Source organism: Levyella massiliensis, from assembly GCF_000308275.2.
Taxonomy (GTDB): domain Bacteria; phylum Bacillota; class Clostridia; order Tissierellales; family Peptoniphilaceae; genus Murdochiella; species Murdochiella massiliensis_A.
In genome coordinates, this window is sequence record NZ_HG529493.1 from 16,907 (window position 1) to 30,972 (window position 14,066).

At 52.4% G+C, this 14,066-nt stretch carries 19 protein-coding genes; 18 read left to right on the plus strand and 1 reads right to left on the minus strand.

The features are described from left to right. Nucleotides 1–138: 138 nt before the first annotated feature. The 3 genes from BN98_RS07600 to BN98_RS07610 all read left to right on the plus strand — a co-directional run bounded on the left by BN98_RS07600 (nt 139) and on the right by BN98_RS07610 (nt 1,565). Nucleotides 139–522 (plus strand): helix-turn-helix domain-containing protein, encoded by a 384-nt coding sequence (locus BN98_RS07600; RefSeq protein WP_019189321.1) that lies wholly within the window; start codon nt 139–141, stop codon nt 520–522. 1 nt (nt 523) lies between these two features. Continuing rightward, entirely contained in the window at nt 524–1,273 is a 750-nt protein-coding gene (locus BN98_RS07605; RefSeq protein ID WP_019189320.1) for an ImmA/IrrE family metallo-endopeptidase, read from the plus strand. Nucleotides 1,274–1,370: 97 nt separating this feature from the next. Continuing rightward, complete coding sequence (locus tag BN98_RS07610; RefSeq protein ID WP_019189319.1) at nt 1,371–1,565, plus strand: hypothetical protein; 195 nt, start codon at nt 1,371–1,373, stop codon at nt 1,563–1,565. A 564-nt stretch (nt 1,566–2,129) separates the two neighbouring features. On the opposite strand, the gene BN98_RS08760 is transcribed toward BN98_RS07610, so the two are convergent. After that, the gene (locus tag BN98_RS08760) at nt 2,130–2,264 is read right to left on the minus strand and encodes a T3SS effector HopA1 family protein (RefSeq protein WP_195891116.1); all 135 of its coding nucleotides are present in this window, start codon (nt 2,262–2,264) and stop codon (nt 2,130–2,132) included. Between the two features lie 298 nt (nt 2,265–2,562). On the opposite strand from BN98_RS08760, the gene BN98_RS07620 reads away from it, so the two are divergent. The 15 genes from BN98_RS07620 to BN98_RS07690 form a co-directional block, all read left to right on the plus strand. Continuing rightward, entirely contained in the window at nt 2,563–2,892 is a 330-nt protein-coding gene (locus BN98_RS07620; protein WP_019189317.1) for a hypothetical protein, read from the plus strand. Beyond that, nucleotides 2,882–4,021, plus strand: a complete 1,140-nt coding sequence (locus tag BN98_RS07625) for a DUF2800 domain-containing protein (RefSeq protein WP_019189316.1) — start codon at nt 2,882–2,884, stop codon at nt 4,019–4,021. Before BN98_RS07620 ends, BN98_RS07625 begins: the two co-directional genes overlap by 11 nt. Next, nucleotides 4,014–4,586, plus strand: coding sequence for a DUF2815 family protein (locus tag BN98_RS07630; RefSeq protein ID WP_019189315.1), 573 nt, complete (start codon nt 4,014–4,016; stop codon nt 4,584–4,586). Before BN98_RS07625 ends, BN98_RS07630 begins: the two co-directional genes overlap by 8 nt. A 12-nt stretch (nt 4,587–4,598) precedes the next feature. Then, the gene (locus tag BN98_RS07635) at nt 4,599–4,841 is read left to right on the plus strand and encodes a hypothetical protein (RefSeq protein WP_019189314.1); all 243 of its coding nucleotides are present in this window, start codon (nt 4,599–4,601) and stop codon (nt 4,839–4,841) included. A 79-nt stretch (nt 4,842–4,920) separates the two neighbouring features. Beyond that, nucleotides 4,921–6,909 (plus strand): DNA polymerase, encoded by a 1,989-nt coding sequence (locus BN98_RS07640; RefSeq protein ID WP_040942888.1) that lies wholly within the window; start codon nt 4,921–4,923, stop codon nt 6,907–6,909. An 88-nt stretch (nt 6,910–6,997) separates the two neighbouring features. Further along, the gene (locus tag BN98_RS07645; RefSeq protein WP_019189312.1) at nt 6,998–7,420 is read left to right on the plus strand and encodes a DUF7768 domain-containing protein; all 423 of its coding nucleotides are present in this window, start codon (nt 6,998–7,000) and stop codon (nt 7,418–7,420) included. Between the two features lie 4 nt (nt 7,421–7,424). Further along, a complete protein-coding gene (locus tag BN98_RS07650) occupies nt 7,425–7,754 on the plus strand; it encodes a hypothetical protein (protein WP_019189311.1) in 330 nt (109 codons plus the stop codon). Next, nucleotides 7,754–10,027, plus strand: coding sequence for a phage/plasmid primase, P4 family (locus BN98_RS07655; RefSeq protein ID WP_019189310.1), 2,274 nt, complete (start codon nt 7,754–7,756; stop codon nt 10,025–10,027). Before BN98_RS07650 ends, BN98_RS07655 begins: the two co-directional genes overlap by 1 nt. Nucleotides 10,028–10,168: 141 nt before the next feature. Beyond that, a complete protein-coding gene (locus tag BN98_RS07660; protein WP_019189309.1) occupies nt 10,169–10,450 on the plus strand; it encodes a VRR-NUC domain-containing protein in 282 nt (93 codons plus the stop codon). Continuing rightward, nucleotides 10,431–11,783 (plus strand): DEAD/DEAH box helicase, encoded by a 1,353-nt coding sequence (locus BN98_RS07665; protein WP_019189308.1) that lies wholly within the window; start codon nt 10,431–10,433, stop codon nt 11,781–11,783. Before BN98_RS07660 ends, BN98_RS07665 begins: the two co-directional genes overlap by 20 nt. Next, the gene (locus BN98_RS07670) at nt 11,783–12,007 is read left to right on the plus strand and encodes a hypothetical protein (protein WP_019189307.1); all 225 of its coding nucleotides are present in this window, start codon (nt 11,783–11,785) and stop codon (nt 12,005–12,007) included. The genes BN98_RS07665 and BN98_RS07670 overlap by 1 nt, the downstream gene beginning before the upstream one ends. Next, nucleotides 12,004–12,432, plus strand: a complete 429-nt coding sequence (locus BN98_RS07675) for an RNA polymerase sigma factor sigma-70 region 4 domain-containing protein (protein WP_019189306.1) — start codon at nt 12,004–12,006, stop codon at nt 12,430–12,432. The genes BN98_RS07670 and BN98_RS07675 overlap by 4 nt, the downstream gene beginning before the upstream one ends. Before the next feature lie 164 nt (nt 12,433–12,596). After that, complete coding sequence (locus tag BN98_RS07680) at nt 12,597–12,944, plus strand: HNH endonuclease (RefSeq protein ID WP_019189305.1); 348 nt, start codon at nt 12,597–12,599, stop codon at nt 12,942–12,944. A gap of 109 nt (nt 12,945–13,053) precedes the next feature. Beyond that, nucleotides 13,054–13,602 carry a P27 family phage terminase small subunit gene (locus BN98_RS07685; RefSeq protein ID WP_019189304.1) on the plus strand — a complete coding sequence of 183 codons (549 nt, stop codon included), beginning with the start codon at nt 13,054–13,056 and terminating at the stop codon, nt 13,600–13,602. A gap of 74 nt (nt 13,603–13,676) precedes the next feature. Next, nucleotides 13,677–14,066, plus strand: a 390-nt coding sequence (locus BN98_RS07690) for an S-adenosylmethionine synthetase N-terminal domain-containing protein (RefSeq protein ID WP_019189303.1), incomplete at its 3' end; no start/stop codon positions are given.

Consider the following 14,066-nt stretch of genomic DNA (forward strand, 5'->3'; position numbering starts at 1 on the left):
TTTCAAGATAACCCAGAAAGCATGTGCCGCTGGTCAAAGAAAATTTACATTTGAGTCCTTGACTTCGACAGTAGATCTGTTTATAGTTATTGTAGTATTTCAGCGAACGCGCTTACATGCTACGAAAGGAGGATTATCATGGAGAACAAATTTGGAGAATTTGTGAAAGCCAAAAGGCAGGAGAAGGAACTCAGCCTGCGAAAACTCGCCGAGGAGCTGGGCATAGTCCCTGCTTACATGAGCGACATTGAAAAAGGAAGGAGGTATCCGCCAGACAAAGACAAAATTTACAAAATCACTGAGGTGCTGGGTCTCAACAAGGATGATACAAACACGCTATTCGATTACGCTGCACTCTCAAGGGATAATGGCGTATCTCCTGACCTGTCTGACTATGTGATGGGTGTCGGCAATCTTCGCACCGCTCTTCGCAAGGCTCGTGACATCAATGCTGGTGAGGATGACTGGCAGAAAATCATCGATATGCTGGAGAGTCAGGAGAAAAACGGAGGTAACTCGTAATTTGCGATACTATGACTACAGCAAAACCCAGCTCGAAAATGAGGCTGACAGCCTGAACGAGGCTTTTGACAAGGAACGCCTTATCCGGCCTAAGAAGATCGATGTATATGACGTAGTGGATTTCATACACTGCACACCTGACTGGCTTTACCTGTCGCCTGATCAGTCGATCCTTGGAATGACAGCCTACAACAACGGCTACTACTATGCTTGGATTCCCCTCAGTGAAGCAGACGAGGCTCCACCGGACAATATCGTGTTTAATGGGATGTTCCCCAAAAAGACTCCCGTCGAAAAAGGAACTATCATCATTGACCGTAGCATCAACGAGGGTGACAATCGCGGAATAGAGAATTTCAGCTGCATTCATGAATGCTTCCATCAGAAGCTCCATCCGCGTTGCTTCATGAACCGGTCAGCAAATTACCAGCACTTCTGCCAGAAGAAAGCCTTCCGCGCAGAGACTGGAGACCGGTCAAACATGTCCGCCATTGAGGTCATAGAATACCAAGCCAATTACTGCGCTGCGGCATTCCTGATGCCACGCGATGCAACCACAGCTGAATTTCTGAAGACGATGGGCTTACGTTCATCACCGCGCGCACCTGTTCCAAGAACCTATGAGGTCGATCAGGCAATCTCAGAACTGGCTGAGAAGTTCAGCGTCAACTATACGCCCATGAAATATCGGCTTCAGGAATTAAAGCTGGTATCAAGAGAGGAACTATCTCTCGACGAATATCTCTGTTAGCACGGGAATGTGCTCTCACAGGTGCATTCCCATATTTTTTACCATGGGTGTAGTAAATCAGCGAACACGCTTATGTACTACAAGAAAGGAGGAAGGCATGAACAAGCCGCTCAAATGTCCCGTTTGTGGGAAGAGAGCCTGCGATGTATCTGATATCCCGAAGGAAAAGCTATACATCGAGCTCAAGTGTCCTAACTGCAACCACATTGTAAAAATTCTTTGCGATGAGTCCGCAGTAAAGGAATCGTCCAGCAAGCGCATTGCCGCTTACGCGATGCAGGCAGGAATGTAACAACTAATCGAAAACTTAATACGCAAAGCATACCGAGCAACGGAGTCGAGATGAACTACCAAATGGCCGGATGACTTTGAAACACAATGTTTCAGAGTTATCCGGCCATTTGTGTTTCTTAAGACTTCGGCTTTGCGTTCTCTCGGCTCCTTTCGCTCAGAAAGGAACCGAAAATGAAAAATTCTAAGAAAACCAATGACAACCAGCGTTTCTTTCCACTTCGTGACCCGGAGAATCCCTTCAAGGTCACACTCGCACCTGTCACCGAGGAGCAGTATCGTGCCCTCTATCCAGACATCTGGGCTACCCAGAAGCGCGAACAGTATCATGGCCACTGTATGTGCCCGAAGCATTATCTTTGGAAATGCGACGGCCAGTGCGACCTGTGCGAATACCACGCTCCCGATACTGTTTCCCTTGACGAGCCGCTTTCGGACGGCAATGGCACCCTCGGCGACTATATTCCGGACAGCAAACCTTCTATTGAAGATATCTACGCTGACCGTGACCTGCTGAAGCATCTCATCGCCCGCTTCCGTGAGCTTGAGCCGGACGCAGACCGCATTATCCAGATGCGCCTCGACAATCCGAAGATTTCTGATCGTAAGATCGCCGAAGCCCTCGGCAGACCGCAGCGCACCTTTGCTGACCAAATGAAGAAGTATCGCACCGAGCTTCGCAAGGTTCGCGGTTACTAATCTACTTATATAATACAAGCCGTCTTTCCGGCCACTGTCCCTCTCTCGGATGGTGGTCGGAAATTTTTTTATAACATCCTCCGCTCAAATCGGCAGTTCATCTCCAGTGGAACTTGAAGGACAGAGAGAAACGCCTTCAGAAAGCGAGGTGAACAGTATGTACCGCAGTTACGCAGACACCAGCGGCGACGTGAACGAGGAGATCAAACTCCTAAATTCCATCAGCCACGTATCCGCCAGACTGGCAAGGAACCTCTCACTCCTTGTCGCAAGCCAATCCGAGGAAGGAGGAAAAGAACATGTCAAAGATGGCAGAAATGGCACAGACCATCGAAGAGCTCCGAAGCGCTGCTGCTTCTATTAATGCCGCAGCTGACTGGCTCTACCAGCAGTTTTCCGGTGACGACACCGAGGCGCAGCCTGCTAAGGCACCCGCCAAGAAGGAGCCGAAGCCGCAGCTGAAGCTGGAGGACGTAAGAGCCGTCCTTGCCGAGAAGTCCCGCGCCGGTCATACCGCAGAGGTGCGTGCCCTGCTTAAGAAACATGGTGCCGACAAGCTCTCAGAGATCAACCCGGCAAAGTATGAAGCCCTGCTCAAGGACGCGGAGGTGATCGGAAATGGCAGCTAAAGCACACGCGATCCTCTCTGCATCCAGCTCCGACAGGTGGCTACATTGCCCGCCATCGGCAAGGCTCTGCGAAACCTACAAGGATAAAGGATCGGACTATGCTGCGGAAGGAACCGACGCCCACGCCCTTGGCGAGTACAAGCTAAAAGCCGCGCTGGGACTGCCCGCAGAAGACCCGACCGAAAGCCTCACATGGTATTCCGAGGAGATGGAGGACTGCACCTCCGGCTATGCCGAATACGTGCTGGAGCAGTTCGAGGCCGCCAAGGAAACCTGCGTTGATCCGGTAGTCCTTATCGAACAGCGTTTGGACTTCTCCCGTTGGGTAGAACAGGGCTTCGGCACCGCCGACTGCATCATTATCGCAGACAGCACGCTCCGTGTGATCGACTACAAGCACGGCCTTGGCGTTCTGGTCTCTGCCGACGAGAACCCTCAGATGCAGTGTTACGCTCTCGGCGCTTTGGAGCTTTTCGATGACATTTACGACATCGATACGGTCTCCATGACGATCTACCAGCCGAGACGCCAGAACGTCAGTACCTACGAGATCAGTAAGGATGATCTGTACCGCTGGGCGAACGAGATCTTAAAGCCCACCGCAGAACTGGCCTTTGCCGGTGACGGAAACTTCCTGTGCGGCGAGTGGTGCGGCTTCTGTAAGGCAAAGAACGAGTGCCGTGCCAGAGCGGAGGCAAACCTGAAGCTCGCTCAGCACGATTTCAAGCTCCCGCCACAACTTACGGACACTGAGATCGAGATCATCCTCGGCAAGGTGGATGAGCTGGTCAGCTGGGCTTCCGACATCAAGGAATACGCCCTGCAGCAGGCTCTCTCCGGAAAAGAGTGGTCAGGCTTTAAGCTCGTCGAGGGACGCAGCAACCGTAGATACAGCAACGAGGCCGCCGTTATCGATGCGGTCGAAAAAGCGGGCTTTGACCCGTATGAGAAGAAGCTGCTAGGCATCACCGCCATGCAGAAGCTCCTCGGCAAGTCTCGCTTTGATGAACTCCTGACGGCTTACATCGAAAAGCCGCAGGGCAAACCCACACTTGTGCCGGATAGCGACAAGCGCCCGGCCATGAATACAGCAAAAAATGATTTTATGGAGGAAAACGACAATGAGTAAGAATGTAAAAATTAGCAATCCCATGAAGGTTATCACCGGAGTCAATACCCGCTGGAGCTACGCAAACGTCTGGGAGCCGAAGTCCATCAACGGCGGCACGCCCAAGTACAGCGTAAGCCTCATCATCCCGAAGTCCGACACCAAGACCATCGCCAAGATCAAGGTCGCCATCGAGGCTGCCTACAAGGAAGGCGAGGCCAAGCTCAAGGGCAACGGCAAGTCCGTACCGGCGCTTTCTGTCCTGAAGACGCCTCTGCGCGACGGCGATGCGGAGCGCCCGGACGACGAGGCATATAAGAACGCCTACTTCGTCAATGCCAACGCCACCTCTGCTCCCGGCATCGTGGACGCAGACCTGAACCCGATCCTCACCCGCTCGGAGGTGTACTCCGGTGTGTATGGCCGTGCCAGCATCACCTTCTACGCCTTCAACAGCTCTGGCAACAAGGGCATCGCCTGCGGGCTTAACAACCTGCAGAAGGTCCGTGACGGTGAGCCTCTTGGCGGCAAGGCAAGTGCAGAGTCCGACTTTGCGACTGACGACGATGAAGATTTTCTGGACTAAGGAGGTGCGACCATGACAGTGACTACATTACAGACAATCCTGCTGACCGCGCTGATCGCCATCTGGCTGGTATTCAGCATCGTGTTCCTGATCTCGTCCATCCAGAGCTTTATCAACGACCGCAAGCGTGAGAAGCGCGAGGAGGAATCTGCCGCCCGCGACCTCAAGTACCATGAGGAACGCATGCAGCGTGAAAAGGAACAGGCCGAACATGAACGTGAGTACCACGAGAAGCGCATGAAGTCCTTGGAGTAAATCAGAAACGGCAGGCGGCAGGGATACATTCTCTGCCGCTTGTTTGAATTGAGGTGAAAATACTATGAATCAAGAGAAAATACAAAAGCTGTCCATCGATCTCGAAACATACAGCGATATCGACCTTGCCAAATGTGGCTTATATAAGTATGCGGAGTCTCCAAATTTCGAGATTCTGCTGTTCGGTTATGCAGTTGATGGCGGCAAAGTCCATGTGGTGGATCTGGCTCAAGGAGAACAGATACCGGAAGATGTCCTGTCTGCCTTGACGGACGATTCTGTTATCAAGTGGGGATTTAATGTCTCATTTGAACGCGTCTGCCTGTCTCGCTATCTTTCAGACCGTGGCATCAGCCTTGACCCCTTCCACGATAACCACCCACTCTCGCAGGAGTGCGCCCAGTTCCTGAATCCAGAAAGCTGGCGCTGCTCTATGGTCTGGGCGGCTACGCTGGGACTGCCTCTGTCCTTAAAAGGTGTCGGCGCAGTATTAAAACTCGACGATCAGAAGATGGACGAGGGCAAGGCGCTCATCAAATATTTCTCCGTGCCCTGCGCTCCTACCAAATCCAATGGTGGCCGCACCCGTAACCTGCCCGCCGACGATCCGGAAAAGTGGTCTGTTTTTAAGGCATATAACAAACGGGACGTCGAGGTCGAAATGGCGATTCGGCAGAGGCTTACCAATTACCCGGTGCCGGATTCGGTCTGGGAGGAATATCACATCGATCAGGAAATCAACGACCGTGGCGTTCGGCTTGATATGGATCTGGTGAAGGAAGCCATCGAGATGGATACCCGCTCCCGCAAAGAACTGACTGCTGCCATGAAGGATATCACCGATCTTGATAATCCGAACAGTGTCCAGCAAATGAAACAGTGGCTCTCCGACAACGGCCTCGAAACCGACAGCCTCGGCAAAAAGGTCGTGGCAGAACTCATCAAAACAGCGCCTCCCGAATTGCAAAATGTACTGGAGCTTCGCCAGCAGCTTGCCAAATCCTCCGTCAAGAAATATCAGACGATGGAACGTGCAGTCTGTGATGACGGCAGGGCTCGCGGCATGTTCACTTTTTACGGAGCCAACCGTACCGGTCGATGGGCAGGAAGGCTCATCCAATTACAAAACCTCCCGCAAAATCATCTGGAGGATCTGGCCGATGCCCGCGCCCTTGTAAAATCCGGCGACTTCGATGCTGTGAAGCTCCTATATGAAGATGTGCCGGACACGCTCTCGCAGCTGATCCGCACGGCCTTTATTCCGAAGGAAGGCACACAGTTTTATGTTTCAGACTTTTCCGCCATCGAGGCCAGAGTCATCGCTTGGTACGCCGGTGAGATATGGCGACAGAAGGTATTCGAGAACGGCGGCGACATTTACTGCGCCAGTGCAAGCCAGATGTTCCATGTCCCGGTCGAGAAGCACGGTGTTAACGGCCACCTGCGGCAAAAAGGCAAGATTGCGGAATTAGCCCTCGGCTACGGCGGCTCGGTCGGCGCCCTCAAAGCGATGGGAGCTATCGAGATGGGCTTATCCGAAGATGAGCTTCCTCCGCTGGTGGATGCTTGGCGACAGACGAATCCAAACATCGTGAAATTCTGGTGGGACGTTGACCGCGCTGTCATGGAGGCTGTAAAGCATAAGCACACGACCAGTAGCTACGGCCTTACCTTTTCCTGCCGCTCCGGGATGCTCTTTATCACGCTGCCCTCCGGACGGAACCTCGCCTATGTAAAACCGAAGGTCGGCACAAACAAATTCGGCGGCGAGTGTATTACCTATGAGGGCATCGGCAGCGCAAAGAAATGGGAGCGGCTTGACTCATACGGCCCGAAATTTGTGGAAAACATCGTGCAGGCGACCTCCCGCGACATTCTCTGCTATGCTATGAAGACGCTACGCTGCTGCTCAGTTGTCATGCATATCCACGACGAGCTGGTCATCGAAGCCGACCCACACATGTCCCTTGATGCGCTCTGTGAACAGATGGGCAGGACTCCGCCGTGGGCAAAAGGCCTGAAGCTCCGCGCCGACGGCTACACCACACCCTTCTACAAAAAAGATTAAAAATCGTCCGCTCAAATCAGGCGTTCATCTCCAGTGGAAATTGGAGGTGGACGCCTTTTAAGTCTGCCCGGAAAGGAGGACGCAAGGTTTGAGTAACGATTTTCAAAACAGCGAGGGCTATCCCGACCCCACTGCCGGTGAGGCGCTCTCCCGGATTGCGAAAAATGAACGGCAATCCCTCAGAGCTTTCCGGCCTATCGTCTACATCTGCTCTCCGTTTTCCGGAGATGTGGAAACGAACGTGGCCAATGCCAGACGCTACAGCCGCTTTGCCGTGGACAAGGGATATATCCCCATCGCACCGCATCTGCTGTTTCCACAGTTCCTTGATGACACGAATCCCACGGAACGGGAGCTCGGTCTCTTCTTCGGAAACGCCCTCATGAGCAAATCCGCGGAGGTCTGGGTATTTGGCAGCCGCATTTCATCCGGTATGGAAGCAGAGATCAAACGCGCCAAGTGGAAGGACTATCGCTTGCGCTATTTCACAGAAGAATGTCAGGAGGTTTAACGCTATGTATGAAGTAACAGAAAGACGCAGAAAACTCGATGATGGCACCGAGATCACCACATACACCCGCGACGTGGTCAGCTGCAACATCCTGCAGGTCGAGGCCGGGACAACCGGCTACAAAGGCGGCGATACCGGACATGGCGGCCGCACCTATTTTCGTATCAAGGACGAAGGCGGCACAGACATCGATATAAAGCCTTTCATGGATAGATTTGGCAGTGAGGGCTTTGAGGTTACCCTTGGCGGCGACTGCGAGCTGGAGACCATGATTCGCGCTCTGAAATTCATCACGAAGGTGCTGGAGGAAGAATCGGAGGAGGTGTACGACTGATGTTTACCCTTTATAGTGCTGATTTTATCGGCAATCCCGGAAACTGCTCCTATCCGCATAAGACATTGGTCATGGATAAGGACAGCTTAAAGGCTGCGGTCGGCCATGACTATGTGTGTGCGGAATATAAACACCACTACCGCAACGGTGCCAATTTTCTCTCCGCTAACTGCCTTCCCGTGGACTGTGACAACGACCACTCGGAAGATCCGAAAGACTGGATCACACCGGCAGATGTATTGGAGGCCTTTCCCGGCGTCAGCATTGCTATCCACTACAGCCGTTTCAACCAACGTGAGAAAAACGGCAAGCCCGCAAGGCCGAAGTTTCATGTGCTCTTTCCCATTGAGCGCGTGACGGACGCTACCCTTTACAGCGATATGAAGAAGCTGGTCAATTCCATCTTCCCGTATTTTGATACGAATGCACTGGATGCGGCGCGCTTCTTCTTCGGGACACAGGAGCCAAATGTGGAGCTCTATCCCGGTCGCATGAACCTCACGGAATTTTTGAATGATGACGAGTTCGATGCTGGCCTGCCCGGCGGTCATGAAAAGGATACTACGATCCCGGAAGGAAGCCGCAACTCTACCATGTCCCGCTTTGCCGGAATTGTAATCAAGAAGTATGGCGACACGGAAAAGGCCTACCAGAGCTTTCTGGAAAAGGCCGCGACCTGCGCGCCACCTCTCGACCAAAACGAGCTCGACACCATTTGGCACAGCGCCCAGCGCTTTTATTCGAAGATCAGCCGTGAGGACGGATATGTCCCTCCGGAGGTCTATAACGACGAGAACAGCTATATGCCGGAGGACTTCTCTGACGTCGGGCAAGCCGAGGTGCTATCAAAGTATTTTGCAAACGAGCTGCGCTACTCACCGGCCACCCATTTTATCCGCTACAGCGACCACTATTGGCAGGAAACGGAGCCCGGCGCTCAGGCCGTCGCCCATGAGCTTACCCGCAGGCAGCTGGTCGAGTCGAACCGCATGATGTTTGAAGCGCTGCAGAAGCTAAAAAACTGTGGTGCGCAGGAAATCCTCGATAACACATCAAAGGCCAAGGCCGAACAGCTGATGAACGATAAGCAGATGAAAGCGTATCAGGAGTTCCTTGCCACCAAGGCCTACCAGAGCTTTGCTGTCCGCAGGCGTGACTCCAAGAACATCACATCGACCCTCAAGGAGTCGCACCCGATGCTGGAAATCTCTCCGAGGGATCTGGACGCGGACTGCTTCCTGCTCTGCACACCGGGGGCAACCTACGACCTTCGCAAAGGAATGGCCGGTGCCCGCGAGCACTCTGCAGATGATTTTATTACGAAGATTACATCGGTCTCACCCGGCAGCAAGGGAGCGCAGCTTTGGCAGGACAATCTGGATTTAATTTTCCAGAAGGATCAGCAGCTAATCGACTATGTTCAGATGATCTGCGGTCTGGCCGTCATCGGCAAGGTCTATGTTGAGGCGCTCATCATCGCATATGGCGATGGCCGCAACGGTAAGTCCACCTTCTGGAATGCGGTCTCCCGCGTGCTGGGACTTTACAGCGGAAATATCTCCGCAGACACCCTGACCGTCGGCTGCCGCAGAAACATCAAGCCGGAAATGGCCGAGGTCAAGGGAAAGCGCCTGCTGATCGCTGCGGAAATGCAGGAAGGCGCACGCCTTAACGACTCCACCGTCAAGCAGCTCTGCTCCACGGATGATGTATTCGCGGAGAAAAAGTATAAAGACCCGTTTTCCTTCAAGCCCTGCCACACGCTGGTGCTCTATACCAACCACCTGCCTCGCGTCTCCGCCTCTGATGATGGTATCTGGCGCAGGCTTATTGTGATCCCGTTCAATGCCAAGATCGAGGGCAAGGCCGACATCAAGAATTACGGTGAGTACCTGTATGAGAATGCCGGTGAAAGCATTCTGGCGTGGATCATCGAAGGTGCCAAGAAGGTCATCGAGCTCGACTACCAGATTCCGGTGCCGGACTGCGTGACAAAGGCTATCGAGGAATACCGCAGCCAGAACGACTGGTTCGGACATTTCTTAGACGAGAAGTGCGATGTGGACGATTCCTTTAAGGAAAGTTCTTCGGCACTCTATCAGGCGTACCGCAATTATTCGCTGGACTGCAATGAGTATGTGCGCAGCACGGCAGACTTCTACTTTGCACTGGAAAAAGCCGGATTTGAGCGGCTGACACTGAATCGGAAGCGTTGTTTCAAGGGCTTGAGGATTCGTGAGGATACAGGCGCAGAGGAAGATTTTCTGCAGTGATGAGGGACTTATGACAAGGTGTATCAAGGTCTTATATAAAAACTCTCTTAGGCCTTAAAAAATAGCTCTAAGAAAAAGTTCTGTAAATACCATTGATACACCTTGCACTCCCCTGAAATTAACGCCTGACGGAGGTTACCGATGATAGAAAAACAGATAGAAAACAAGTTAACTCTGGCGGTTAAAAAACATGGTGGGATTGCGCTAAAGCTGGTGTGTCCCTCTTTTGCAGGAATGCCCGACCGCCTGATTTTACTCCCTGACGGCCATATCGGCTTCGCAGAGCTGAAGGCGCCCGGCAAAAAGCCACGCCCGCTCCAGCTCTCACGTCACAAGCTGCTGCGGGAGCTGGGCTTTCCGGTATACGTCATTGACGACCCGGAGCAGATTGGAGGGATGATCGATGAACTTCAAGCCACATGATTATCAGGACTATGCCATCCGCTATATCGAAAAGCACCCTGTGGCCGCAGTCCTACTCGATATGGGACTTGGCAAGACGATCATCAGCCTGACGGCAGTAAATGACCTCTTGTTTGACAGCTTTGAAGTCCACCGCGTTCTGGTGGTGGCTCCCTTAAGAGTCGCCCGCGATACATGGCCTGCGGAAATCAACAAATGGAGCCACCTTAGCGGTCTTAGCTATGCGGTCGCAGTCGGGACACCGAAGGAGCGAAAAGCCGCCCTGATGCAGAGCGCGGATATCACGATTATTAACCGTGAAAACATGCAGTGGCTAATTGACGAGTCCGGCTTTCCCTTCGACTTCGATATGGTGATTATCGACGAGCTCTCATCCTTCAAAAACCATAAGTCCAAGCGCTTTAAATCCCTGATGAAGGTTAGACCGAAGCTCCATCGCATTATCGGGCTCACCGGCACACCTTCTTCAAACGGTCTCATGGATCTGTGGGCAGAGTTTAAGGTGCTGGATATGGGTGAGCGCCTCGGACGCTTTATCACGCAGTACCGGACAAATTACTTCATGCCGGACAAGCGAAATGGCGAGATCATCTACTCCTATAAGCCACTGCCCTATGCGGAGGACGTCATTTACCGGAGGATTTCGGATATTACGATTTCCATGAAATCCACCGATCACCTGAAGATGCCGGAGCTGGTTTCTACGGAATATGAAGTCCAATTATCCGATTCTGAGCGCAGCCGCTATGAGGATTTGAAGCAGGAGCTCATCTTGCAGCTTCCTGACGGCGAAGTGACTGCTGCCAATGCCGCATCGCTCACCGGTAAGCTCTCTCAGCTGGCAAACGGAGCCATCTATGCCGATACCGGTGAGGTCATTGAGTTTCACGATAGGAAGCTGGACGCTCTGGAGGATATTGTCGAGGCCGCCAACGAAAAACCACTCCTTTTGGCCTACTGGTTCCGGCATGACCTTAGCCGCATCAAGAACCGCTTCAATGTCCGAGAGATCAAGACGAGCCGCGATATTGCTGACTGGAATGTGGGAAAGATTCCTGTAGCAGTCATCCATCCGGCCTCTGCCGGTCACGGCTTAAACCTGCAGGCCGGAGGCTCCACCCTTGTATGGTTCGGGCTTACATGGTCGCTGGAGCTATATCAGCAGACGAACGCGCGTCTCTGGCGGCAAGGCCAAGAATCCCAAACTGTAGTGATCCAGCACATCATCACCAAGGGCACTATCGACGAGAGGATCGTAAAGGCGCTATCCAAAAAGGAAATGACACAGACTGCGCTGATTGATGCGGTCAAGGCAGACCTTGAGGTGACCTAATGCTTGATCCTTATGAAAATCTCGCTAACGCCATCGTGCTGCAGGCCGTGAAGGATTACCGGGATGCACTAAAGCGCCTGAAAAAGAAACCCAGTAATCAAGCCGCCATGTCGGATGCGATGGAATGTGAACGGTTCTTCCGCTCCGCTTGGTACAAGGCCTTAACGAGTGTGGACGACGAGTATCTCATACAAAAACTACGAGAGGAGGCAAAAAGCCTATGACCATAAAAGAATATCTGCATCAGGCCTACCGCCTTGATCAGAGAGTCAAGTCCGACACGATGGAAGCACAAAACCTGCGTGAGATGGCAGGCAGCGTGTCGGCTATCCAATATGACAAAGACCGCGTGCAGACATCCAGAAATACCGAGGCCGCCTTTGTCCGGACACTGGAAAAGTTCTGGGCACTGGAAAAGAAAATCGCCGGTGAGCTTGAAATGCTCTCTAACCTTAAGAAGCAGATACGGGAGGTCATTGAGGCGGTTCCGGACACCGACGAGCGCATGGTTTTGAAGTACCGGTACATCCATAACTATACATGGGAACAGATCGGCATGGAGCTTTGTGCAGATGCCCGCACCATCCGTCGCTGGCACGGCAAGGCGCTCCTTCATGTGACACTACCGGATGATCCGATCACAATATAAAAATGCGCCCGAAATGTCCTGCTTTGTCCTAAGATGTCCACCCGCCCAATATGTTAGTATATAGTCAGCAAACCAGAATAAAGAATGGCTGCACGCGCAGCCCACAAGCCTTGCGGGAACAATCCTGCAGGGCTTTCTTTATGCCCGGAAAGGAGGCGCGGCTGATGCCAAGAAAACCTAAAAGACCGTGCCGCTTTCCCGGCTGCCCTAACCTGACGGACGGCGCTTATTGTGAGGAGCACGCGAGGCAAATGGAACGGCACTACGAAAAGTTCCAGCGCGGCTACTCTCCCGGCAAACGATACGGCAGAGCTTGGAAACGAATCCGTGACCGCTACGTCCACAAGCATCCGCTCTGCGAGCAATGTTTAAAGGAAGGACGCTACGTCGCGGTCGAGGAAGTCCACCACATCCTGCCGCTGGCTGAGGGTGGAACGAATGACGAGTCTAACCTGATGAGCCTTTGTCGCTCGTGTCACGAGAAGATTCACCACGAGCGCGGCGACCGGTAGGGCGGTCAAAATCTCTACGACCTTTTTCTCCGGAAAACGGCGCGGGGTCACGCGTACAAAAAGAGCGAAAACAAACAGGGAATAGCCCAAAGGAAGGAGGCGAAAGCCAATGGCAAAAGATGGAACTGCCCGCGGAGGGCAGCGATTCGGCCAAGGGAGACCAAAAAAAGCACTGAAAGAAAAACTGGAAACAGGTAATCCCGGAGGCAGAGCATTAGAAATCTTTGACTTGCCGGATCCTCCTGAGATGGAAGGTACCGATACGCCCGATCCCAGAGATTACATGCTCGAAGAGCAGCGAAGCGGCATAGAGCTTTGCGCTGCGGATGTGTTTAAAGAAACGTGGGAGTGGCTTGCCTCGCTTCACTGCGAAAGGCTGGTCAATCGTCAGATTATTGATCAATACGCCATGAGTGTTGCTCGCTGGATTCAGTGCGAACATGTAATTTCCCGCTACACGATGCTTTCCAAACATCCAACTTCGGGAAATCCGATAGCTTCTCCTTTTGTGACAATGTCTCAAAACTACATCAAGCAAGCAAATCAGCTCTGGTATCAGATTTATCAGATCGTGAAAGAAAACTGCACAGCTGATTACGAAGGTTCAAACCCGCAGGATTCGGCAATGGATCGTCTTTTGAAAATGCGGGAACTTTAAAACAAAACATAGCGATTGTTTTAGGCCATGCGGGTGCGTGGCTTTTTTCATATACAAAAATGGAGGTGAAGTAAATGTACGAACGTGTAAATCCCGCACACCCCGATAAAGTAGCAGACCGCATCGCGGGAGCCATTGTTGACCTTGCTTATGCAAGCGAGACAAACCCCAAGATTGCCGTCGAAGTCCTGATCGGTCACGGCATCTGCCATATCATTGCGGAAACAAATACACATCTTTCCACATCAGATATTGAAGCGGCTGCTCGCCGCCTTGCAGGAGATGTTTCTGTAGATATCCGGCTTGCAGCTCAAGATGCACACCTTTCCGAAAACCAGAAAGAGCATCTTCGTTGCGGGGATAACGGCGTCTTCTGCGGTATGCCTGTCTTGGAGGAAGAAAAGAAACTCTCCGAGATTGCCAAAAGTATCTATGCCATCTATCAGACGGACGGCAAATATATA

Excerpts from the sequence above, each read along its gene's own strand:
- BN98_RS07610 (WP_019189319.1), top strand. The coding sequence starts at position 1,371 with ATGAACAAGCCGCTCAAATGTCCCGTTTGTGGGAAGAGAGCCTGCGAT.
- BN98_RS07600 (WP_019189321.1), top strand. The coding sequence starts at position 139 with ATGGAGAACAAATTTGGAGAATTTGTGAAAGCCAAAAGGCAGGAGAAG.
- BN98_RS07670 (WP_019189307.1), top strand. The coding sequence starts at position 11,783 with ATGCTTGATCCTTATGAAAATCTCGCTAACGCCATCGTGCTGCAGGCC.
- BN98_RS07650 (WP_019189311.1), top strand. The coding sequence starts at position 7,425 with ATGTATGAAGTAACAGAAAGACGCAGAAAACTCGATGATGGCACCGAG.
- BN98_RS07630 (WP_019189315.1), top strand. The coding sequence starts at position 4,014 with ATGAGTAAGAATGTAAAAATTAGCAATCCCATGAAGGTTATCACCGGA.
- BN98_RS07660 (WP_019189309.1), top strand. The coding sequence starts at position 10,169 with ATGATAGAAAAACAGATAGAAAACAAGTTAACTCTGGCGGTTAAAAAA.
- BN98_RS07635 (WP_019189314.1), top strand. The coding sequence starts at position 4,599 with ATGACAGTGACTACATTACAGACAATCCTGCTGACCGCGCTGATCGCC.
- BN98_RS07685 (WP_019189304.1), top strand. The coding sequence starts at position 13,054 with ATGGCAAAAGATGGAACTGCCCGCGGAGGGCAGCGATTCGGCCAAGGG.
- BN98_RS07620 (WP_019189317.1), top strand. The coding sequence starts at position 2,563 with ATGTCAAAGATGGCAGAAATGGCACAGACCATCGAAGAGCTCCGAAGC.
- BN98_RS07680 (WP_019189305.1), top strand. The coding sequence starts at position 12,597 with ATGCCAAGAAAACCTAAAAGACCGTGCCGCTTTCCCGGCTGCCCTAAC.
- BN98_RS07655 (WP_019189310.1), top strand. The coding sequence starts at position 7,754 with ATGTTTACCCTTTATAGTGCTGATTTTATCGGCAATCCCGGAAACTGC.
- BN98_RS07625 (WP_019189316.1), top strand. The coding sequence starts at position 2,882 with ATGGCAGCTAAAGCACACGCGATCCTCTCTGCATCCAGCTCCGACAGG.
- BN98_RS07665 (WP_019189308.1), top strand. The coding sequence starts at position 10,431 with ATGAACTTCAAGCCACATGATTATCAGGACTATGCCATCCGCTATATC.
- BN98_RS07675 (WP_019189306.1), top strand. The coding sequence starts at position 12,004 with ATGACCATAAAAGAATATCTGCATCAGGCCTACCGCCTTGATCAGAGA.